The 21,692-nt window shown below is 59.9% G+C and carries 20 protein-coding genes and 1 pseudogene; 13 read left to right on the top strand and 8 right to left on the bottom strand.

The window, feature by feature from the left end; all coding sequences use genetic code 11:
• The first annotated feature begins 28 nt into the window (after nucleotides 1-28).
• Nucleotides 29-340, top strand: a complete 312-nt coding sequence (gene rpsT / locus AC1DY9_RS08425) for a 30S ribosomal protein S20 (protein WP_007864125.1) — start codon at nucleotides 29-31, stop codon at nucleotides 338-340.
• Between the two features lie 127 nt (nucleotides 341-467).
• On the opposite strand, the gene AC1DY9_RS08420 is transcribed toward rpsT, so the two are convergent.
• Nucleotides 468-788 (bottom strand): DUF3579 domain-containing protein, encoded by a 321-nt coding sequence (locus AC1DY9_RS08420; protein WP_411885285.1) that lies wholly within the window; start codon nucleotides 786-788, stop codon nucleotides 468-470.
• A gap of 271 nt (nucleotides 789-1,059) precedes the next feature.
• On the opposite strand from AC1DY9_RS08420, the gene AC1DY9_RS08415 reads away from it, so the two are divergent.
• Together AC1DY9_RS08415 and argF are read left to right on the top strand one after the other, a co-directional pair.
• Complete coding sequence (locus tag AC1DY9_RS08415) at nucleotides 1,060-2,277, top strand: aspartate aminotransferase family protein (protein WP_457279303.1); 1,218 nt, start codon at nucleotides 1,060-1,062, stop codon at nucleotides 2,275-2,277.
• Between the two features lie 98 nt (nucleotides 2,278-2,375).
• Nucleotides 2,376-3,287, top strand: coding sequence for an ornithine carbamoyltransferase (gene argF, locus AC1DY9_RS08410; RefSeq protein WP_457279796.1), 912 nt, complete (start codon nucleotides 2,376-2,378; stop codon nucleotides 3,285-3,287).
• Between the two features lie 52 nt (nucleotides 3,288-3,339).
• On the opposite strand, the gene glk is transcribed toward argF, so the two are convergent.
• The gene (glk, locus tag AC1DY9_RS08405) at nucleotides 3,340-4,359 is read right to left on the bottom strand and encodes a glucokinase (RefSeq protein ID WP_457279304.1); all 1,020 of its coding nucleotides are present in this window, start codon (nucleotides 4,357-4,359) and stop codon (nucleotides 3,340-3,342) included.
• 38 nt (nucleotides 4,360-4,397) lie between these two features.
• A complete protein-coding gene (locus tag AC1DY9_RS08400) occupies nucleotides 4,398-5,399 on the bottom strand; it encodes a Bug family tripartite tricarboxylate transporter substrate binding protein (RefSeq protein WP_477666274.1) in 1,002 nt (333 codons plus the stop codon).
• A 191-nt stretch (nucleotides 5,400-5,590) separates the two neighbouring features.
• Between AC1DY9_RS08400 and AC1DY9_RS08395 the strand changes: the two genes are divergently transcribed.
• Together AC1DY9_RS08395 and AC1DY9_RS08390 are read left to right on the top strand one after the other, a co-directional pair.
• Nucleotides 5,591-6,943: a class-II fumarase/aspartase family protein gene (locus tag AC1DY9_RS08395; protein WP_457279306.1), complete on the top strand. Its 1,353-nt coding sequence runs from the start codon at nucleotides 5,591-5,593 to the stop codon at nucleotides 6,941-6,943.
• A gap of 25 nt (nucleotides 6,944-6,968) precedes the next feature.
• The gene (locus AC1DY9_RS08390; RefSeq protein WP_477666273.1) at nucleotides 6,969-8,027 is read left to right on the top strand and encodes an oxidoreductase; all 1,059 of its coding nucleotides are present in this window, start codon (nucleotides 6,969-6,971) and stop codon (nucleotides 8,025-8,027) included.
• A gap of 22 nt (nucleotides 8,028-8,049) precedes the next feature.
• Here the strand turns inward: AC1DY9_RS08390 and AC1DY9_RS08385 are convergent, their stop codons facing one another.
• Complete coding sequence (locus tag AC1DY9_RS08385) at nucleotides 8,050-9,207, bottom strand: GntR family transcriptional regulator (protein WP_457279308.1); 1,158 nt, start codon at nucleotides 9,205-9,207, stop codon at nucleotides 8,050-8,052.
• Between the two features lie 98 nt (nucleotides 9,208-9,305).
• Entirely contained in the window at nucleotides 9,306-10,070 is a 765-nt protein-coding gene (locus tag AC1DY9_RS08380) for an SDR family oxidoreductase (RefSeq protein WP_477666272.1), read from the bottom strand.
• Nucleotides 10,071-10,295: 225 nt separating this feature from the next.
• Here AC1DY9_RS08380 and kynB point away from each other — a divergent pair, with 225 nt between their 5' ends.
• The 3 genes from kynB to kynA are packed head-to-tail and all read left to right on the top strand — an operon-like array spanning nucleotide 10,296 to nucleotide 13,112.
• Entirely contained in the window at nucleotides 10,296-10,955 is a 660-nt protein-coding gene (gene kynB / locus AC1DY9_RS08375) for an arylformamidase (RefSeq protein ID WP_477666271.1), read from the top strand.
• A gap of 10 nt (nucleotides 10,956-10,965) precedes the next feature.
• Entirely contained in the window at nucleotides 10,966-12,246 is a 1,281-nt protein-coding gene (kynU, locus tag AC1DY9_RS08370; RefSeq protein ID WP_477666270.1) for a kynureninase, read from the top strand.
• Nucleotides 12,246-13,112, top strand: a complete 867-nt coding sequence (gene kynA, locus AC1DY9_RS08365) for a tryptophan 2,3-dioxygenase (RefSeq protein WP_457279312.1) — start codon at nucleotides 12,246-12,248, stop codon at nucleotides 13,110-13,112. The genes kynU and kynA overlap by 1 nt, the downstream gene beginning before the upstream one ends.
• On the opposite strand, the gene AC1DY9_RS08360 is transcribed toward kynA, so the two are convergent.
• Nucleotides 13,107-14,054 carry a GlxA family transcriptional regulator gene (locus tag AC1DY9_RS08360; RefSeq protein WP_477666393.1) on the bottom strand — a complete coding sequence of 316 codons (948 nt, stop codon included), beginning with the start codon at nucleotides 14,052-14,054 and terminating at the stop codon, nucleotides 13,107-13,109. The genes kynA and AC1DY9_RS08360 overlap by 6 nt on opposite strands.
• Before the next feature lie 82 nt (nucleotides 14,055-14,136).
• On the opposite strand from AC1DY9_RS08360, the gene AC1DY9_RS08355 reads away from it, so the two are divergent.
• Both AC1DY9_RS08355 and AC1DY9_RS08350 read left to right on the top strand, forming a co-directional pair.
• Entirely contained in the window at nucleotides 14,137-14,814 is a 678-nt protein-coding gene (locus AC1DY9_RS08355) for a DJ-1/PfpI family protein (protein ID WP_477666269.1), read from the top strand.
• Between the two features lie 27 nt (nucleotides 14,815-14,841).
• Nucleotides 14,842-15,822 carry a tripartite tricarboxylate transporter substrate-binding protein gene (locus tag AC1DY9_RS08350; protein ID WP_457279314.1) on the top strand — a complete coding sequence of 327 codons (981 nt, stop codon included), beginning with the start codon at nucleotides 14,842-14,844 and terminating at the stop codon, nucleotides 15,820-15,822.
• 72 nt (nucleotides 15,823-15,894) lie between these two features.
• Here AC1DY9_RS08350 and AC1DY9_RS08345 read toward each other — a convergent pair.
• Nucleotides 15,895-16,200, bottom strand: a pseudogene (locus AC1DY9_RS08345) (FAD-dependent monooxygenase); the annotation flags it as partial.
• Nucleotides 16,201-16,683: 483 nt separating this feature from the next.
• On the opposite strand from AC1DY9_RS08345, the gene AC1DY9_RS08340 reads away from it, so the two are divergent.
• Complete coding sequence (locus tag AC1DY9_RS08340) at nucleotides 16,684-17,769, top strand: hypothetical protein (RefSeq protein ID WP_457279315.1); 1,086 nt, start codon at nucleotides 16,684-16,686, stop codon at nucleotides 17,767-17,769.
• A 192-nt stretch (nucleotides 17,770-17,961) separates the two neighbouring features.
• Here AC1DY9_RS08340 and AC1DY9_RS08335 read toward each other — a convergent pair whose 3' ends face one another.
• Nucleotides 17,962-19,170 (bottom strand): FAD-dependent monooxygenase, encoded by a 1,209-nt coding sequence (locus AC1DY9_RS08335; protein WP_457279316.1) that lies wholly within the window; start codon nucleotides 19,168-19,170, stop codon nucleotides 17,962-17,964.
• A gap of 148 nt (nucleotides 19,171-19,318) precedes the next feature.
• On the opposite strand from AC1DY9_RS08335, the gene AC1DY9_RS08330 reads away from it, so the two are divergent.
• Together AC1DY9_RS08330 and AC1DY9_RS08325 are read left to right on the top strand one after the other, a co-directional pair.
• Nucleotides 19,319-20,962, top strand: a complete 1,644-nt coding sequence (locus AC1DY9_RS08330; protein ID WP_477666268.1) for a hypothetical protein — start codon at nucleotides 19,319-19,321, stop codon at nucleotides 20,960-20,962.
• A gap of 76 nt (nucleotides 20,963-21,038) precedes the next feature.
• Nucleotides 21,039-21,680, top strand: a complete 642-nt coding sequence (locus AC1DY9_RS08325; protein ID WP_477666267.1) for a DUF1906 domain-containing protein — start codon at nucleotides 21,039-21,041, stop codon at nucleotides 21,678-21,680.
• Nucleotides 21,681-21,692: the final 12 nt, after the last annotated feature.

Raw genomic sequence — 21,692 nt, 5'->3', positions numbered from 1 at the left:
TCCTCCCCAGGATTAAAGGAATTTATATATGGCTACCGCCAAACCCAAGAAAAAGAACCCCCGCCTCGCGTCGGGCCGTAAGCGCGTCCGCCAGGACGTCAAACTCAACGCTGCGAACACCTCGCTGCGCTCCAAATACCGCACCGCTGTGAAAAACGTCGAAAAAGCCGTTGCAGCCGGTGACAAAGACAAAGCCAAGGACCTGTTCGCCAAGGCCCAAAGCATTGTGGACACGGTTGCCGACAAGGGCATCTTCCACAAGAACAAGGCAGCGCGCGACAAGAGCCGCCTGTCCGCCAAGGTGAAAGCCCTGGCACTGGCCCCCGCAAAGGCCGCCTGAGCAATCAGGCAAATCGCCCGGACGGCATCTTTCTAACGAAAATACCGTCCGCCGTTTTGTAGGGTGCGCTGCAGCAAAGCAAAAAAGCCGTCGAAAGACGGCTTTTTTGTTGGGCGCTTCGAAAACCTCAGTCTTTGCGCGGGGGATCCGGAATTAAACAGGCTTCGGCCACCTGTAAATCGTTGTCTTTGGCGAAGTTGATGGCGAAGTCCCAGGCCATGGGCTCGGCCTCGCGCAGCTCTGAGTTAACGACCACACACTTGACGCCGTTGATGACGGTGGGCACGCACCAGGGGGAGTAGGTCAGGTGGCTGCCGGGCTGCGGGCCGCCCGGGCGGAAATGACTCATCACGCCGCACAACCTGTCGGCCCAGTCGCTGGGCCGGAAGGTTTTGCCGTCGCGGGTAATACCCTGAATGAAGACTTCTTTGGCGGTGTTGGAGACCATCGGATGGAGGGTTTTTGCGGCGCCTGACGTGGGAAGGGGATCGTATTCACCCCATGCTGCACCGCACAACAATTCTATCTTATTTGCGACTCTTATATAAGACTTGATGCCTGATTTTCAACATCAGGAGGCGCCAGGCGCCTGCATTGCAGTGATGCAGGATCGTCACAAAAGCCCGCAAACTCTGCGCCTAAAATCAGCCCAGGCCCGCTTCACTTGTCGCGGGCCTCCGATTTTCCACACTGTCACAGCCCTTGTTCCGGAGTTCTCCATGACCGCAGCCCTGCCCAAGCACATCGAAGCCGCCTCCCCTCACGTGATGAACACCTATGGCCGCCTGCCCATCGCGCTGGACCACGGCCAGGGCTGCCGCGTCTGGGACGTCAACGGCAAGGCTTACCTCGACGCGCTGGGCGGCATCGCCGTCAACACTCTGGGCCACAACCACCCCAAGCTGGTGCCGGCCCTGCAAGAGCAGATTGCCAAGATCATTCACAGCTCCAATTACTACCATGTGCCGCTGCAGGAAACCCTGGCCGCCAAACTGGTCGAACTGTCGGGCCTGGAAAACGTGTTTTTCTGCTCTACCGGCCTGGAAGCCAACGAAGCCGCGCTCAAGCTGGCGCGCAAGTTCGGCCACGACAAAGGCATTGAGCGCCCGGAAATCGTCGTCTATGAAAAAGCCTTCCACGGCCGCAGCATCGCCACCCTGAGCGCCACCGGCAACCCCAAGGTGCAGGCCGGCTTCGGCCCGCTGGTCGAAGGCTTTATCCGGGTACCGCTGAACAACATCGACGCGCTGAAAGCCGCCACCGCCAACAACCCCAACGTGGTCGCGGTGTTTTTTGAAGCCATCCAGGGCGAAGGCGGCATCAACAGCATGAAGGACGACTACCTGCGCGAAGTGCGGGCCCTCTGCGACGAGCGCGACTGGCTGCTGATGATCGACGAGGTGCAGTGCGGCATGGGCCGCACCGGCAAATGGTTTGCCCACCAATGGTCGGGCATCAAGCCTGACGTGATGCCGCTGGCCAAAGGCCTGGGTTCCGGTGTGCCGATTGGCGCGGTGGTGGCCGGCCCCAAAGCCGCCCACATCTTTGGCCCCGGCAACCACGGCACCACGTTCGGCGGCAACCCGCTCGCCATGCGCGCCGGTGTGGAAACCCTGCGTATCATGGAAGAAGAAGGCCTGCTGGCCAATGCGGTAAAGGTGGGCGAACACCTGCGCGCGGCGCTGGCTCGCGAACTCGCCGGTGAAAAGGGCCTGAAAGAAATCCGCGGCCGCGGCCTGATGCTGGGCATTGAGCTCACGGTGCCCTGCGGCGAACTTCTCGCCCGCGCCGCCGAAAACGGCTTGCTGCTGAGCGTGACCGCCGACACCGTGATCCGCATGGTGCCTTCACTGATCATGACCACGGCCGAGGCCGACGAAGCGGTGGCCATCCTGGTTCCGCTGATCAAGCAGCTTTTGAAAGAAAAATCAGCATGACCGCAACGAAAGAATTTTCCGCCGGGCCGCCCCAAGGAAAATTAGCCCCCTCGGGGGGCAGCGCAGCACACGCAGTGGCAAGCGTGGGGGCTCCTTTAGTGCGGCATTACCTGCAGTTCAGTGACCTGAACGCGGCCGAATACGCCTACTTGTTTGAGCGTGCCGCCATCATCAAGAAGAAATTCAAGACCTACGAAAAACACCAGCCACTGGTCGACCGCACGCTGGCGATGATTTTCGAAAAGGCCTCGACGCGTACGCGCGTGAGCTTTGAAGCCGGCATGTACCAACTGGGCGGCAGCGTGGTGCACCTGACCACCGGCGACAGCCAGCTGGGCCGCGCCGAGCCGATTGAAGACAGCGCCAAGGTCATCAGCCGCATGGTCGACCTGGTGATGATCCGCACCTTCGAGCAGACCAAGATCGACCGCTTCGCCGAGCACTCGCGCGTGCCGGTCATCAACGGCCTGACCAACGAATTCCATCCCTGCCAGATCCTGGCCGACATCTTCACCTACATCGAGCACCGCGGCTCCATCAAAGGCAAGACAGTGGCCTGGGTGGGCGACGGCAACAACATGGCCAATACCTGGCTGCAGGCCAGCGAAATCCTCGGCTTCAAGGTGCACGTGAGCACCCCGGGCGGCTACGAGGTTGACCAGTCCATCGCGGGCATCCGTTCGGCCGAAAGCTACAAAGTCTTCAAGGACCCGATGCAAGCCTGCGCCGGCGCCGACCTGGTCACCACCGACGTATGGACCAGCATGGGCTATGAGGCCGAAAACGAAGCACGCAAGAAAGCTTTCGCCGACTGGTGCGTGGACGCCGAGATGATGGCCGCGGCCAAGCCCGATGCGCTTTTCATGCACTGCCTGCCTGCCCACCGCGGCGAAGAAGTCGAAGCCGACGTGATCGACGGCCCGCAGTCCGTGGTCTGGGATGAGGCTGAAAACAGGATGCACGCACAAAAGGCACTCATGGAGTTCCTTTTGCTCGGGCAGCTCGCGTAAACGCTGAGGGATCAACGATAGAGCGTGGGCTCCATCGGCACTGCGAGCCGTGTCACCCTTCTCGCGGAACACCAGGCGCTGAAGCGGACGGGCTGTCCAACGCAATTGCGGCACCGCGAAGCGCAGGTGATTGCCCGGACTGAATGACATACACCGGCACGTCTGTCAGGAACCCTGCAAAGCGGCCCTTTGCCTTGAAGCGTTGCCCAAACGCCGTACGCTCGAAAACTTTTCCCATGCGCGGAACGATGCCGCCGCCGATAAATATCCCGCCGCGAGCCCCGAGCGTCAGTGCCAGATTACCCGCGACCGTTCCGAGGAATGCGCAGAAAAGATCGAGCGCCTCACGGGACCAGGGATCACGCCCATCCAGAGCCGCTGACGCTACGCCCGCCGCATCAAGTCTGACATCAGGTGCGTAGCCGTCGGCTTCTTTGACGGCATGGTAAATATCCACCAGGCCCTGGCCGCACACGGCTCTCTCGGCCGAAACGTGACCGTAGCGGCGGCTTAACCAATGAAGTACCGCTTGCTCACGCGGAGTGCAAGCCGCCAAAGTGGCATGTCCGCCTTCCCCCTCGATCGGGATCCAACCACCCTGTCCGTCAGGCAACAGCCCCGAAACGCCCAAACCGGTACCGGGCCCGATCAAACCCATCGCAGCGAAAGGGGCGGCCTTTGCCCCCTGAACCTGACGCAACTCCTCTGGCTTCAGCGTGGGCAGCGCCAGGGCCAGCGCCGTAAAGTCATTCAGCACCCGCAGCTTCGCGAATCCAAATTGCTCTTTCAGTGCTTTGATCGAGAAAGTCCAACGATGATTGGTCATTCGCACCTGATCCCCATGCACTGGATTGGCAATCGCGATTGCGCAGTCAGGAGGGGCGCTTCGCCCCATGACGCCCAGGTAATGCCGGATTGCATCCGCAAGGCTGGCGTATCCTGCACAAGGCAATATCACCAGGTCATTGATGGATTCCCCGGCACTGGTCTGCCATGCGAAGCGCGCATTGGTCCCGCCTATGTCGGCCAAAAGCCGCCCATCGCCGCCAGGACTGACGGGCAATGCCGTCATCTTTTTTTCATCGCAACCGGGCCAGGATGAGCCGCTTGTCATTCCATGGTGATTTTTGCGGTCTTCACAATCTCGCGGTACAGCGCGGCCTGTGGACCGACGAACGCACGAAGCTCACGGCCGGTCATCGGAGCGACCGTGATGCCGGCTTCCGCCAGCTTTGTGCGCACGTCGGGCTGCGCGAGGGCGTCCAGCAATGCCTTTTCATAAGCGGCCACGATAGAGGGGGAGGTTCCCGCTTTCACAAACAGGCCTTGCCAGAGCGGCAGTGAAATTCCGTTGAAGCCCTCTTCCTCGCCAATGCGCCTGACATTCGGCAGCTGCGGAACGCGTGCACTATCCGACACCGACAGGGCCTTGATCTTGCCCTCCTTGAGAAAGGGCATTGCCGTCGACAAGACCAGCACCGCGCTGTCCACCTGGCCACCAACAAGATCATTCACGATCTGGGCACCACCACGGTACGGGATATGCAACATTTCCACCTTCGCCCGCTTATTGATAAGCGACCCGTAGAGATGTTGCATCGTCGCAATTCCGGGCGTTGCGTAATTGAAGTTCTCTTTACCGCTTTTTCGCAGCGCGCCCGCCAGGTCGGAAAGCGTCGCGTGGGGCGAACCCGCGGGGACGGCGAATACCAGGGGCACCGTGGTCATTCTTCCAACCGGCAGAAGGTCCTTCTCCCAATCAAGCCTGGCTTTCGGATTGACCATGGGCACCAGCACGGTATCCGTGCCGCCCATGTAGATGAGGTTACCGTCAGCTGGCGCATTGAGCACTTTTTGCGCGGCGATCATGCCGCTGGCGCCCGCAACGTTCTCGACGATGACCTGACGCCCCAGGCGCTTCGACAGCTCGGTACCCACAACGCGGGCGACCAGATCGGCACTGCCGCCGGCAGAGTACCCGACTATCAGCGATACAGGCTTGTCCGATTGTGCGCGGCCAATGCCCGGGAATAACGCGCCGGCGCCCAGCAAGGCAAGCTGGTTCAACAGCCTGCGACGCCCGGCTCGCTGGCGAGCGAAAAGATCTTCCATGACGTGTCTCCATGTTTTATGTACCAGCTGAATGCATGGCGAGTATATTGTATTTATATTTATTGTAAATTGTATTAATTTCTAATTTATTCAATATAAAACATGATATTACTTAAATACAATATGTATCCATCACAAATTTTTAAGCGAGCATGGCCAATACAGGCATACCGCCTCAAGCAAAGCAGCCCATGAATACAAGTATGTTTGAGTCATTTATCACCGGCCACTGGTTCAGCGGCGAAGCCAAGCGCATCTGGAGCGACAGGGCCACTTTGCAGGTATGGCTCGATGTCGAAGCAGCACTGGCTCGTGCCCAGGCCGAGCTTGGTGTCATTCCCGCCGAGGCCGCGCAAATCATCGGGAAGAAGGCCGATGCCCGGCTCTTCGATCTGGAACGCCTGTCCCGGGACATCGCGTTTGCTCAACATCCGCTCGTTCCCGTCCTCTCCCAGTTCGAAGAACTGTGTGGCGACCCGGCAGCGGGCTATATCCATTGGGGGGCGACGACCCAGAACATCTTCGATACCGCAAGTTCACTGCAGATGCTCGAGACACACCACTTGTTGACGGGTCACCTGGATGCAGCCATCGCCGCACTCGGCGGACTGGCACTGGAACACCGGGCCACGGTGATGGCGGGCCGCACACACGGCCAGCATGCGTTGCCAATGACGTTCGGCTTCAAGCTTGCCGGCTGGATCGACGAACTGGACAGGGACCGCGACCGCCTGATGCTGCGCCTGGCCTCATCGTTCGTCGCTTGTATGGGCGGTGCGATAGGCACTTTCGCGGCGATGGGCATCAAAGGCCGGGCCGTGGAAGCCCGCATGGCTGAGCAACTCGGGTTACCGCCAGCCGGGCTGCCAAGCCGTTCGTCTTATGACCGCGTGTGCGACTACATTTCAGCACTGGGACTGCTTGCGGGGACGGCGCAGAAAATCGCGCAAGACATCGTATTCATGCAGCGCACAGAAATCGGGGAGGTTGCGGAGGCGTTTCATATGGGCAAGGTAGGCAGCTCGACCATGGCGCAGAAACGCAATCCTTCCACCGCGCTGCTGCTGGTCAGTCTTGCGCGCATGATGCGGATGCGGGTGCCTGCGGCCCTTGAAGCCATGGTGCGCATGGACGAAGGCGACTCGTCGGCAACCAACGTGACCGACACCTTGCTTCCAGAAATCGCCATCATCTCGGCGTCTATTGCCGAAACCCTTGCCACACTGGCAAAGGGTCTCACCGTGAACACTGAGGCGATGCGGCACAATCTTGAATTATCGAACGGCCTGATCGCTTCAGAAGCCGTCATGATGCGGCTGACCAGGCTGATGGGACGCCACGAAGCACACAAGGTACTCTACGAAGCAGCGCAACGGTCCCAATCCGAAGGCGTTCCGTTTATAACAAGCATCAGTGAGCACCCGATGTTTGCAAAGCATGGGCTTCCTGAGGGCCTGGCCCTGGCACTTGTTGCGAGCAACTATGTGGGCGAATCGGCGGCAATCACGATTGAGACGGTCGAGCGCGTGACGCAACCTCGATAAGCGGTCAACCTAAAAGGGACACCTTGTGCTTAAAACTCTCTCCGTTGGCATCGTCGGTTACGGTTACGCCACCAAAACGCTTCATGCGCCTTTGATAGCAGGAGTCCCGGGGCTCAGGCTTGCTGCGATTTCAAGCAGCGATCCTTCCAAAGTGTATGCCGACTGGCCCGATGTGCAGGTCGAGGCAACTGCAGAGCGGCTTTTTGCGCGTCCGGACATTGACCTTGTGGTGATACCAACACCCAACGACACACATTTTTCGCTCGCTTGCGCGGGGCTGGCCGCAGGCAAGCATGTGGTGGTCGACAAACCCTTTACGGTAACGTTGGACGAAGCACGGCAATTGCAGGCAAAAGCGCAGGCCGCCGGGCGCTTGATCTCCGTCTTCCACAATCGGCGCTGGGATGCGGACTTCCTGACGGTGCGCCAGGTCATTGCCTCCGGTGAGCTGGGGAAAATCGTTCATTTTGAATCGCACTTTGATCGCTACCGGCCGGAAGTTCTTGCCCGCTGGCGTGAACAAGCCGATACAGGCGGCGGACTCTGGTACGACCTTGGAGCACATTTACTGGATCAGGCGTTGCAGCTATTCGGGCTTCCCGAATCGATTGCGCTCGACCTCGCGCAGCAACGCGATGGTGCCAAGACTCCCGACTGGTTTCACGCCGTGCTGCGCTATGGCCAAAGCCGGATCATTCTGCATGGCAGTGCTCTAACGCTTGCCCCGGGGCCGCGCTTCACAGTGCATGGAAGCCTGGGCAGTTTCGTCAAGATGGGGCTTGATCCACAAGAGGATGCGCTAAAAGCCGGAAAGCGACCGCCCGCGCGGGACTGGGGGGTTGATCACTTGCCTGCCGCGGTTTCAGTTTGGCTTGACGGCGTTTGCGCAAGGCGCGAAATAAACTGCGTTGCGGGTGACTACCCTGCCTACTACAGCGCAGTACGCGATGCCATCCATGGCAAGGGAGTCAACCCCGTCACGGCCAATGAGGCGATGCAGGTCATCGGTTTGATTGAGCTAGGACTGCGGAGTGCGCGAGAGGGTCGCACACTGCCCGTTTCTGCCATCGAATTCCAGGCGTAACAGCACGCGTTCGGCTAAATGATCAAGACCCGGCAAGCGCTTCGCCGGGGGTTTTGACGGGTTTGCGGGAAGCCTGCGCCGCCGGCTGGCCAGCAGGCGGCAGCACTGCAATGGATTGACCCGCTTTTCGGGTGACAGGAATCAGGCGTACGCCATAGGGGATTGAGGGGTCGGCCCATCGTGCATTGATGGCCTGATACAAATATTCGATCTGATCGGCCACGCTGCATCCGACCGTGTCAAAGAAGTTGGCGTGCTCGTTCGCCAGATCCGTACGTCCCAGCAACACCACGCTCAGCAGTGCGGGTATGCCAACACCGGCTTCTTGCAGCAGTTCCCGGAATCTGGCGCCATCTTCGATGCCCCACGCCACCAACGCGCTGAAAGGTAGCTGCCCCGAGGCATCCAGACTGGCCTTGATCATCCCCACAAGCACCGCTTCGTAGTTCTCATCAGGCAGGTGCGGCACAGTGATCGCCTGAAGCTCAATTCCTGTCAGGGTGGTCTGCAGGTAGTCGAACCGCCGCCGTCCCATCTGGGTTGCCAGAAATGGGTGCGACGTCGTTGCATACGCAATGCGCGTATGGCCTTGCTGCTGCAAAAGCGTGATCGCCGCAGCCAGTGGCTCTCCCCATTCCATGCCGACCACCTCGACGTCAGCTCCAGCGAGGGCCGCGCCATCCACGGCCAACGCATCACATTTCTCTTTCAGCGCTGCGAGCAAATCAATCGTGATGGTTTTGTAGCTCGACTGAACCACGCAGGCGTCAAAGCGGGGCGAACCCTTCAAGATGGTCCGCGCATGGGCGGGATCGGTGTAGGAAACTTCCAGTACACGGTGGCCGTCGGCGGTAAAGCGGCGCTGAAGCCCTTCTATCAACACACGGCCGCGGGCAATGCTGATGGAACGGCGCAGCAGCAACACGGATCTGCCGGCCGATGGCTGGGCGCCCGGACTGGCACCGGTGGCTTCACCCTCCACGCGAAAATAGGTGCCACGGCCTACCTGCGATGCAATCAGTCCCCTGGCTTTCAAGCCCTGGAAGGCGCGCTGAATCACCATCTGGGAGACGGCAAACCGGCGCATCAAATCCCGAATGGTCGGAAGGCGATCCCCGGGCTGGGCAGTACGTGCCAACTCTTCGAGGTACTGTTCCAGATCAGATGCTGTATTGCTCATATACATACAATACAACACATTTCATGCAACCCTCAATTGCCCTGGCTATGCACCATGCATACCTTGAGCAATATGCGCCGGGCTCAACACAACATCCCTCAACCGCGGCCCACAAACGGCATCTTCGTGGCCATGATGGTCATGAACTGCACATTGGTCGACAGCGGCAGCGACGCCATGTGCACCACCGCATCGGCGACTTCCTTCGCATCCATCATCGGCTCAATGGCGATCTCGCCGTTGGCCTGGGGCACGCCCTTGGCCATGCGGGCCGCAAGCTCCGTCATGGCATTGCCGATGTCGATCTGGCCGCAGGCGATGTTGTACTTGCGCCCGTCCAGCGAGATCGACTTGGTCAGGCCCGTGATGGCGTGTTTGGTCGAGGTATAAGGCGCTGAGTTGGGCCGAGGCGCATGGGCGGAAATCGAGCCGTTGTTGATGATGCGGCCGCCCTGGGGCAACTGGTCTTTCATCAGCTTGATGGCGGCCTGCGCACAGAGAAAGGAGCCGGTCAGGTTGATGTTGACCACATTGGTCCACTGCTCAAACGTGATGTCTTCGAGGTTGACGGGCGGCGCGCCCACACCGGCGTTGTTGAACAGCAAGTCCAGCCGGCCGAACTTTTCCTTGACCCTGGCGAATGCCGCCGCCACGGAGTCAGGCTGGCTCACGTCGGTCGGCAAAGCCAGTGCGCGGTCTGTGCCCGACTCTTTGGCAACCTCGTTGAGCGGTTCGGCGCGACGGCCCACCAGCGCCACGCTGTAGCCTTCACGCAGCAGGGCCAGGGCCACAGCCTTGCCAATTCCGGTGCCCGCGCCGGTGACGAGTGCGACTTTGCCGCTGGACTTGTTCTCGGAATTCATGGTGTGCCTTTTGTCTCTTTGAAGGGGGTTGTAAAGGTGTTCTGGTAAATCGATGCCGCAACGAGCGCTACAGCCTTTAATTGTGCCCGAGGCTGACGGATTCCACAGGCCGCGCCCGACGACTGCGCGGCCCGCTTTTGTCAGGTACTTTAGGTTTCAACTATTTTTGAGATTGTTGGAAATAACCGACACCACGGCTTTTTTGCCGGTGCTACCTTTGCACCCATGACAGCCCGCACCTCCGCTTCCACCACATCACCACCGCGAAAACTCTGGGACATCTCACCGTCGGTGGATGAAAACGCCCCGGTGTTCCCCGGCGACACGGCCTATTCGCAGCAGTTGCATTTTTCACTGGCGCCGGACTGCCCGGTCAACGTCAACAGCATCACACTATCGCCCCACACCGGCGCGCATGCCGATGCGCCGCTGCACTATGCCAACGGTGAAACAAGCGTCGGCGAACTCGACCTCGCGCCCTACCTCGGGCCGTGCCGCGTGATCCACTGCATGGACTGCGGCCCGCTGGTGCAGCCGGAACACATCGCCCATGCGCTGGAAAACCTGCCGCCCCGCGTGTTGCTGCGTACCTCAGCGGCAGCCAGTCAGTCATGGGGGTCATTTACGGCCATAGCCCCCGCCACGCTTGCGCTGCTAGCTACCAAAAACATAGCACTTGTCGGCATTGACACGCCCAGCGTGGACCCCGCCACCAGCCAGGATTTGCCCAGCCACCACCAGTTGCTGGCGCACGGCCTGCGCGTGCTCGAAAACCTGGTACTCGACGACGTGGCCGAAGGCGACTACGAACTCATTGCCCTGCCGCTCAAACTCACCCGGGCCGACGCCTCACCCGTTCGCGCAGTCCTGCGTGAACTTCCATGAAGACCACTCCATGACCACTCTGCAAGACTGCCGCGCCCTCGATGCGCAAGACCCGCTGCGCACGCTGCGCCAGCAATTCACCTTGCCCGAAGATGTGATCTACCTCGACGGCAATTCGCTGGGCGTGCTGCCCAAAACAGCCGCCGCTCGCGTCGCTGAAGCCGTGACGGCCGAATGGGGCCAGGGCCTGATCCGCTCCTGGAACAATGCCGGCTGGTTTGAGCTGCCGCAACGCCTGGGCAACAAGATTGCCCGGCTGATAGGTGCTGCCCCCGGCGAAGTAGTGGCCACCGACAGCACCTCCATCAACCTCTACAAGGTGCTGAGCGCTGCACTGCACATCGCGGCCCAGGACGCGCCCACGCGCAAGGTCATCGTCAGCGAGCGCAGCAACTTCCCGACCGACCTGTACATCGCAGAAGCCCTGTGCCGTGAACGCGGCTTTCGGCTGCGACTGGTCGAGCCCGAAGAGCTTGCCGCCGCGCTCACCAGCGAAGTGGCCGTGCTGATGCTGACCCACGTGAACTACCGCACCGGAGCCATGCACGACATGGCCGCCGTCACCGCCGCAGCGCATGCAGCAGGCGTACTCACCGTCTGGGACCTGGCACACAGCGCGGGCGCCGTGCCGGTAGACCTGAATGCGGCGAAAGCCGATTTCTCGATTGGCTGCGGCTACAAGTACCTCAACGGTGGCCCCGGCGCGCCGGCCTTTGTCTGGGTCAACCCCAAACATGCAGACCGCTTCTGGCAGCCGCTGGCCGGCTGGTGGGGCCATGCAGCACCTTTTGAATTCACTCCGGACTACCGGCCTGCCGCAGGCATCTCACGTTACCTCTGCGGCACCCAGCCCATCCTGAGCATGACCGCGCTGGAGTGCGGACTGGACACTGTGCTGGCCGCCGAGACGTTCGGTGGCATGCAGGCCCTGCGCAAAAAATCGCTGGCACTCACCGACCTGTTTATTCAACTCGTCGAAGAACGCTGTGCCGGCCACGGCCTGGGCCTGGCCACACCGCGCGAACATGCCCAGCGTGGCTCGCAGGTCTGTCTGACCAAAACCCAAGGTGCCTACGCCATCGTGCAGGCGCTGATCGCACGCGGCGTCATCGGCGACTTCCGCGCCGGAGACGGCGGCGCCGGCAAGCACCTCGACATCCTCCGCTTCGGCTTCACGCCGCTCTACATCGGTTTTGAAGACGTGTGGAATGCCGTCGAGCATCTGAAGCAGGTGCTGGCAACCGCCGAGTGGCAAAAAGCCGAATTCAACCAGAAGCACGCGGTCACCTGATGAACAACCACAACAACGACAACAAACCCCAAGCGCCCGCAGACATCGTACGGGACGAAAAAGCGCAGCTCGACTTCAGTCAGTCGATGAGCTATGGCGACTACCTGCAGCTCGACGCGATCCTCAGCGCACAAAAACCGCTCTCGCCCGACCACAACGAAATGCTGTTCATCATCCAGCACCAGACCAGTGAACTCTGGATGAAGCTGATGCTGCACGAGCTGCGCGCGGCAATTGCCAACGTCGCGAAAGACGAACTGGGCGCCGCTTTCAAGATGCTGGCCCGCGTGAGCAAGATCATGGAGCAGCTGGTACACGCCTGGGACGTGCTGGCCACCATGACGCCGCCCGAGTACAGCGCGATACGCCCTTACCTGGCCAACTCCAGCGGATTTCAAAGCGCGCAATACCGCTGCATCGAATTCGCACTCGGCAACAAGAACGCCGCCATGCTCAAGCCGCATGCGCACCGGCCCGACCTGCTCGCGCAGGTACAAGCCGCGTATGAGGCCCCGTCACTCTACGACGAAGCCCTGCGCCTGCTGGCCCGCCGCGGCCTGGCCGTACCGGCCAGCCACACGCAGCGCGACTGGACGCAAGGCTATGTCGAAAGCGATGAGGTTGAGCAGGCCTGGCTCGTGGTGTATCGCGATCCGAAGAAATACTGGGACCTCTACCAGCTCGGCGAAGAACTCACCGACCTGGAAGACGCTTTCCGGCTCTGGCGCTTCCGGCATGTGACCACGGTGGAACGCGTGATCGGGTTCAAGCGCGGCACGGGTGGGACCGGCGGCGTCAGCTACCTGCGCAAGATGCTGGATGTGGTTTTATTTCCTGAGATCTGGAAACTACGCACTGACTTATAGGCGCCCCCGGGGTGCAGACGGTGAATCCCGGGGGCTTTGGTGATCAGCAAGCGCCGCTGTCCTGGAAATACCCCGGGTCGATCTGGTATGCCTCTGGACTTCCTTCCCCGACAAACGCCCCGAGCTGGCGAGGATTTCCGCCTGTTCACACCGCAAGCTGTTGAGTGCGGCCATGGGGCCCATGCCGAAGTTTTCCGCAAACTTGCGCTGAAAAGTGCGCCGGGACATATTGCACATATCCGCCATCTCGTCGACGGACCATTCGTGATCAAGCCGGGCCTGCAACAACTCGATCAACTGGCGAAATGGTGCAACGGCCCGATCCTGAATCCTCAGGGCCTGGCTGTACTGGCGCTGATCGCCGTCCCTGCGTAAATAGACAAGCAGCCGCCGCGCAACGCGCTGCGAGATGTCGGCGCCATGGTCGCGCTCGATAAGGGCCAGCGCGAGGTCGATACCGGCGGTAACACCCGCCGTGGTCCAGTACTTGCCGCTTTCGCAGTAGATCTTGTCGTCGTTAACCCTGAGGTCCGGAAAGTCCCGCTGCAATCTCTCGGCGGATCGCCAGTGGGTGGTGACCTCCCGGCCACTCAACAGCCCGGTGGCGGCGAGCAGGAAGGCCCCCGTGCAAACGCTGCAGGTTCTACGTGTGGCCTGGTCTCTTTCCCGCAGCCAGTTGACCAATTGAAGATCGGCACATGCCGCATGGATACCGCCACCGCCCGGTACCACCAGCGCATCGATCGGCAATGCCGCGGCAGCCCCCAGATCGTGGTTCACATGGATTTTCAGTGCACCATCGGCGCTCGTTACAACGTCCTTCTGTGCCATGGTGATCAGGCAATACGCCGGAACGCCCACCTCTTCATTTGCCGTGGCAAATGCCTGCCACGGCCCGGCGAGGTCAATGGGCTGGAAGCCGTCGAACAAGAGAAATGCCACCCATTTTGGCGCACATTCGCCCGCTTTTGGCACTGTCCCTGCGGCACCTGGCCTTACCGTCAGCGTATTAAGGAGGGTGTTCATGAAAGTTAATATTATTCTCTTCAATGCACTGACACAACTTGATTTGACAGGGCCTTTTGAAGTACTGGCACGTGTGCCGGGGGTGCATGTCGAGCTCGTAGGGAAGTCACTGGAGCCAGTCCGCTCGGACCGCGGCCTCACGCTGACACCCACCACGACCATCGCAAACGCACCGCCCTGCGACCTGCTGGTGGTGCCGGGGGGACCTGGAACCGACGACGCCATACTGGATGCCGAGTGGGTCAATTTCACCCGCAGGCAAGCAAAGTCAGCAAAGTACATCTTCGGCATCTGTACGGGTTCGCTGCTGCTCGGCGCCGCGGGCCTTCTCAAGGGCAGGCGAAGCACCTGCCACTGGCAGGCCATCGATTTTCTGCCGGCGTTCGGTGCCGTCGTCACCAGAGAGCGCATGTGTGTGGACGGAAATATCTTCACTGCGGGCGGCGTGACATCCGGCATCGACATGGCCTTGAAGGTCGTCGCAATGCTGAAGGGAGACGAAACAGCCAAGCAAATCCAGCTCCAGATCGAATACGACCCCAAGCCGCCCTTTCCAGGTGGTACGCCCTTTACATCGGAGCCGGCCATCATCGAGAAATGCCTGGCAGCGACGCAGGCGCGGCGAGCCCTGCGGGCCTCGGCCGTCGGCTATGCGGCCCTTCGCATGCCAGTCTGAAAAGTACCGGTAACCCTGGAGAAACTTATGAGCAAGAAACTGTTTTCACTGGTTTTTTGGGCCTTGCTGGCATGCGGCATGGGCGCGCAGGCGCAAGGTGTTTACCCCTCGAAACCGGTGACATTGATTGTTCCCTACCCCGCAGGAGGTCCTATGGACAAGCTCGCGCGGGAGCTTGCCTTACCGCTGGAAAAGCAGTTAGGGCAATCCATCATCATCCAGAACCTGTCAGGCGCCGGTGGAAACCTGGGCAGTACCATCGCCTTGCGTGCGACTGCCGACGGCTATACCCTGCTGTTGAACCATATCGGGATGGCGACAGCCCCTGCGCTATACCGCCGCCTCGGTTTCAACCCGGAAACAGACTTCGAACCTTTGGGCATCATGGCTGAATCGCCACTGATGCTGGTGACGCGCCCACAGATAGCTACGGGCTCAGCGGTTGAGCTGGTGCGGTGGATAGCCACGCAACCACAGGTCAAGCTTGCCAACGGCGGCATTGGGTCGGCGTCGCATCTGTGCGGCCTTCTCCTCCAGTCTTCGCTGGGCATCGGCATGACCACCGTTCCCTATCGCGGGACCGCTCCGGCGTTGGCGGATTTACTGGGAGGCCATGTAGACCTGATGTGCGATTTGACAGCCAACGTGCTCCCTCATGTATTTAGCGGAAAAACCAGGCCCGTCGGCGTGACATCAGCCAGGCCGCTCAACGTTCCTGGCGCCTCGGCGATCCCGACGCTCGAGAAATTCGGGATTCCCTCCATCCGGCTTGGCGTCTGGTACGGCTTGTATGCACCGAAGAACACGCCTCAGGCGGTACAAACCAGGATCAACGCTGCATTGCTGGGCGCAATCCAGACGGACGCATTCAAACGGGCACAACTCGCTTCCGGGATCGAGGTGGTTCGAGACGCGCGCAACACACCCGCGGGCCATCGCGAATATTTGCGCAGCGAAATTGCACGCTGGACGCCGGTGATCAAGGCTGCGGGGGCCTACGCGGACTAGGGCTGGCCGGAAACGTAATCCATAAATCCCGATTGTTTTTCCGATCATCAGGGAGCGCCTGCTTGTCGTTCCATACAACCGAGGCAAATCCAACACATTCATCGCCACATCCCGCCCCCACCGCACCCCATCGGCGTGGAACACCTGCCCGTTGCGCAGCGCCCTCGCCTGCACACGCGCATTGCGCTGCCAGCGGTTGAGCGCATAACGCTGCAGCACGGTGGATACATCGAGCGCCGGGTTCAGCGACTGGGCCAGGGTGTGGCCGAGTTCTGCGGCGTCTTCGATCGCCATGCCCGTGCCTTGCGCCAGGTAGGGCCTCATCGGGGGGGCGGCATCGCGCAGCAGGGTCACGCGGCCCACGGCATGCCAGTGGGCGGCCTATCAGGTCGCGCATCACCGTGCCGGCAATGGCGTAGACCACCACCGGCAGCGTCAGCTACCTGCGCAAGATGCTGGATGTGGTGGTGTTTCCGGAGATATGGAAGCTACGAACAGATCTGCAAGAATTTATAAAAAAATAGCCGAAACCCTTACAAATACAGCGCAAACCGCTATCACTTCTATAGCAATTGGACTAAGTTGCTATCCCTCCCCAATTCCTCAATTTGCCATAGCGGGCCACCATGCCACACGTTATCGGGGCTGACGATATCTTGGCGAAAAAAGGACAAATGCAAAGGTAGGCCCCCTACCCAACCTGGATGCGAGCCAAGCTTGAGCAGAATCCTGCGTTGTTGTATCAGCCAAAATCGTCAGCGATACTTCGATTGTCCGGCTCCATTCTTGACTCCGCTTCACGGGCCACCCCTTCAATCAGCATATATTGCTCGCCTGCTGTTCACCAACCACTCATCTGATATGAATTTTTCGACCCTGTCCAAGACCAAAAAGACCTTATCAGCGCTTGCAGTGATTGTGTTTGCGCTCGGGATTTTCTTTGCAAAAAATGATTTTGAATATTTCAAATACTACGTCTACGACTTTACGCACGAAAGCGATAGGTATGCCGCGTTAGCGGATACAACAGGTAATACAACGGGAGACACGGCGGCAAAGGCTGTCGCCGAGTCAAAGACACTCGCCATCTTTACCGGTGATACCGGTCATATCACCAAGGGAAAACTCCTGGATGCAAGCTACAAAAAAGAGTACGACCAACTTCCTGAAAAACTCTACGCACTCAGTTTTGGTGAAACCATTTATTGCGCTACCTGCAAAGACGGCAAAGGCGAAAAGCAACGCGGGTACTCCGTGATTGAAGCAAATACGCCGCAGGATCTGGAAAAGTATCAACCGAAGGTCGGCCAGGAAAACTGGAAAGCTTATTTAAAGCTCGCGATGAAAGGTGCCGTCGAATACCCCACCCTGCTGCCCGCCCTGCTTAACGACAACTACCTGATTTCAGCAGAAGGCTTCAGCAGAAAATACGGCAGCGACTTCGATGCGTTTTATCTCAAGGAATTGCCGTATGGCGTCAAGGAAAAGCTTCTCGATTTCTATTCATCCGATGAAGGAGCGGCCTATCGGTTCGTGAATTCCGGAAATCTCAAATACTCAAGCCTGTTAAGGGAAGGCGATTTCAGCGGCCAGGACAAGAAAGAAATCGCCATTCTGCTCAAGGACACGCGGGAAGGACTGAACGATGCCTACCTCCTCCTGGTGCTCCTCAGAAAGAACGACCCCTCCCTTCATCCGGAGTACTACATCGCATTTAACGAAGTTTTCCCAGGCAAGGTCATCATCGAAACTGTTTATAAAGACCCGGAAGAGCGGTGGGATCACAAGATTTTTATGAACACCGAAGAGAAAGTGGAAACCAGGTACAACAGCTTGAGAATTCTCCGGCCCGAACAGAGGGACACTGTGCTGGTTTACGATGAAAAATTCGACAGGATGAGGAAGTACATACAAGTTCCAAAGTCCGAGAAAAACAAAATCCCGTGAATAAATAGCGACCGCATCCACAAGCGTCCCCAAAACTTCACCCGGGCGTGACCGCGGTCCCACGAGGTTTTTCCCAGTCCGGGCGGAATTCCTTGCCGTCATGAAGCCCGGACCACAAATTGACGCACTGCCCGCGATGAAAGCGCGTATCAACCGTGCAAGGCCTGCGCAAACAGCCGTCGTTCTATGGGCTCAATGCCCATCAAGGTAGGTTGGGCTTGCCCCGTATAGCCAGGGCATATCCAGCAGCTTCTCACCCAACAGACGCATTGCGGTATCCCTGCCCCACCGCGACACCCCATTGGCGTGGAATATCTGCCCATTGCGCAAGGCCCTCGCCTGCACGCGCGCATTGCGCTGCCAACGGTTGAGCGCATAACGTTGCAGCATGGTGGGCACGTCGAACGCCGGGTCCAGCGCCTGAGCCAAGGCATGGCCCAGTTCGGCAGCGTCTTCAATCGCCATACCCGCTCCTTGTGCCAGATACGGCCGCATCGGGTGGGCGGCATCGCCCAACAAGGCCACGCGGCCTACAGCGTGCTGGTGGGCACCCCGCATCGGCGCGCGGTCATGCAGCACCCACAAGCGCCAGCCCCCGATGGCATCCAGTACCTCGCGCAGCGCGGCACAGCAGCCGGCCGTCGCCGCGCCCAGATCGGAGGTGTTGGCACTGTGGTCCCAGAGGTCGGCTTCGGCAGCGGCTTCACCCTGCACGATGGCCACCACATTGAGCCATTCACCGCCGCGCACCGGGTACTGCACCACGTGCATGCGCGGCCCCAGCCAGACCGTGATCTGCCGGCTCCTGAGCAATTCAGGTAGATCGGATTGCCGCACCAAGGCGCGGTAAGCCAGGTGGCCGGTGCGGCGTGGCAGACCGTCACCCAGCAGTTCCTGGCGCACTGTGCTCCAGATGCCGTCAGCACCTATGAGGGCGTCACCTTCAATGCCAGGGCCGTCGTCGGCCTGCACCGTGACGGCTTGCGCGGTCTGGCTGAAGGACTGCAGAGGCCGGCTCAGGTGCAGCCTTACGTCGGCATGCTGCTGCACGGCCTGCAGCAGCATGCCGTGAAGGTCTGCGCGATGAATGGAGAGATAAGGCGCGCCATACCGCTGGACCATTGCCGCACCCAGGCCCAATTCACCCAGTTGCTTTCCGGACATCGCACTGCGTATCTGCAAGCGTTCCGGAAAGGCGGCCACGGCCTGCAGTGCATCAACCAATCCCCAGCTGTGCAGTACCTTGACCACATTCGGACCAAGCTGAATGCCCGCGCCGACTTCGCTGAAGACGCTGGCGCGTTCAAACAGACGAACATCACAGCCGGCTCGCGTTGCAGCCAACGCAGCCGCCAGTCCGCCAATACCTCCACCCGCCACAAGAATCTGAACACTTCCCATAACCCGGATTGTGCCGTGGGATAAGGCAAACACGACAAATGACGCCCCGCCTACTCCGTTTAAAGGATGCAGACAAATCCTTACAGACTTATTCTGCAATGGCTCGAAGAGCATTGCGCATCATTTTTAAGAAAAAAAGGGGGAGCCAATGAACACACATGCATGCCAGAAATGGATCGCCATTTTTTGCGCCCTGGTACTCACGGGCTGCGCCAGCCCAATGGTGCGCTGGAACCAGTCATCACCCACCACGCCAGGCATGCCTGGTGCGCTGGAATATGCGGACAAGGCGCGCGACGCGTATCGCTCCGCCGTCGCGGATCAGATGGACCGCGAAACTTCGCTGGCCAGCGGCCTGGTCGTGACAGGCGCGCTGGTGGCGGCGCTGGCAGCCGGCGGCGCACACCGCAACGCCATACTGGGAGTGTCCCTGGCAGGCGGCACGGCCTATACCCTGGGCAACATGAACCTGCGGCGCCCCACGGTCATGATCTATCTCGCCGGTGTAGATGCGCTGAACTGCGCAAGACGTGCGGTGCTCCATTTCAATATCAGTTCGGAAGAGCTTCGGGACCTCGGCAGGCAGTTGTCCCAACTGGAAAGCTCAAGACGCAGGCTGGGCATGGCGGTGGCCAAAGCACAGTCCGTGACTGCCGTATCGTCCCCCAGCGACCCGCAAATGCCGGCGCTCACCGTTGCCCTCGCGGCGGCAACGCAGGTACAAGCCTCTGCCGACAGCGCCCTGAAATCCGGCAGGAAATACACGGAGTCAGCCAACCGGGCCGCCGGCGAGTTGATCGCCACCGTCAACCTGATTGACGCGGCGGTAGTTCGGTCACTGGTCGAGTCCACACCCGCCCTCAACAATGTTCCCTCGGCGATTTCCGGTCTTGCCAGTATGGCCGGGCAATTTGCACCAGGGGCCAGTGTCGACACCGGCCTGAGCGACGCGCTGAAAAAGGCAAACACCATGAGCACAGCTGCAACGGCTGATACGCCAGCAGGCAATGTGCGCAGCCGATCCGGCACGCCTCAAATCATTGAGGAACTGATTCTTGCGGCCTCTGAAACCCTCCTTCTGACGCAAGATGTGAATGACCGGTTGACTGGAAGGGTGGTCACCTGGCCAGAGGACGCCTTCAAGGACTGCGGCGTGGCACAGGTGATCACTGCACTGGCCACCTCGCCCGCCTCGCTAAGCAACCTGGTAGCAGGCACAGATGACCGGCGCAGCATCGAAATTTCCGGCGGTGTCAAACCCTACTTCGCAGAACTGGAGGGCGTTCCGATTGACGGCATCACACTCAAGCCGCCTATCCGTTTTGATACGCGGGCGGAACTGAGCATTACCGGGAGCAAGGTCACCAAAACCTATGCGTTGTCGATACGGATCACCGACAGTTCGCCCACAGCACGTGTCGTCAATGTGCCGGTGACCATCACCGCCGCAAATACGACACCGGTGCAGTTCCGCGGGTCCTCACTGCCAGGCACACAAGCCCAAAGGTCGCGAGATACGCGTACCGCCGACGCGGCGCTGGCAGCCATCAGCCGGTTGAAGGAGTTTTATTCTGGCGGCAGGAAGTTTGTGTTTCCCCCTTCTACGCCGCCCAGCCGGATTGACACCAAAACACTGGAGGTGACGGTGACATGCCCCGCAGGCAATGCTGGCAAATATTCGCAGGCCGTCCTGTCACAGGCGCTGCTCTTTGCAGCGGGAATCACCAGCAAGCCGTCCGAACGGGACTGGAGTTTGCGCCTGAAGTCCACAGACGATTGCCTGGCGGAGTGATGGCGGTTCGCCCTCACTGAGGGATTTACGACGCTACTTCCAAACCTGAGGCCCCGCGCCAAGAGAAAGCTCAGCCATGAACAAAGAAGGTCTTTCCACCAACCGGCCTTGCCATCCCTTTGCGCCCTGTCTGGCCACAGAAGGCAAGACATTTGTGATCCGCTACTACTCCCGCACCACGAGCGATCCTCAAAAGCGGATCACGCCCGCGGAGGCGAACGCTCTGGCGCAAAGCGGGCTGGATATCGTGACGGTCTACCAGGATCGAGCCACAGCACTCACCGATTTTGGCCAGGCCCGTGGAAAACTTGACGGGCAGTCTGCACACGACTATGCGACGCGGCTAAGGCAACCCCCAGGCAGTGCCATCTATTTTGCGGTGGACATGGACGTTAACCCGGAGCAAATCAATGACGAGATCCTTCCTTATTTCGAGGGTGTCAAAGAGGGTATGGACCAGGAGGCGGGCGGCCTGTCACCCTTTGTCATCGGTGTGTACGGTTCAGGCCTGACCTGCCAACTCGTGCGCGAGAACCGAGCGCTGGCCCACTATGCGTGGCTGGCGGGATCCACTGCCTGGATCGGTTCCCGCAACTACGACACGTGGAACATCCGTGCACATGCCGATCCCAACCGTGGAAAACTCTGCGGCCTGCGGTATGCATGGGAACGCTGTGAAGCCCATGGCGACTTTGGCCAGTTCCGTCCTGTGCCCTGACGCCCGATCTTT

The organism is Polaromonas sp. P1_F6, assembly GCF_056405695.1.
The sequence above is the reverse complement of the archived record's forward strand: the minus strand, read 5'-3'. Positions and strand labels throughout refer to the sequence as shown.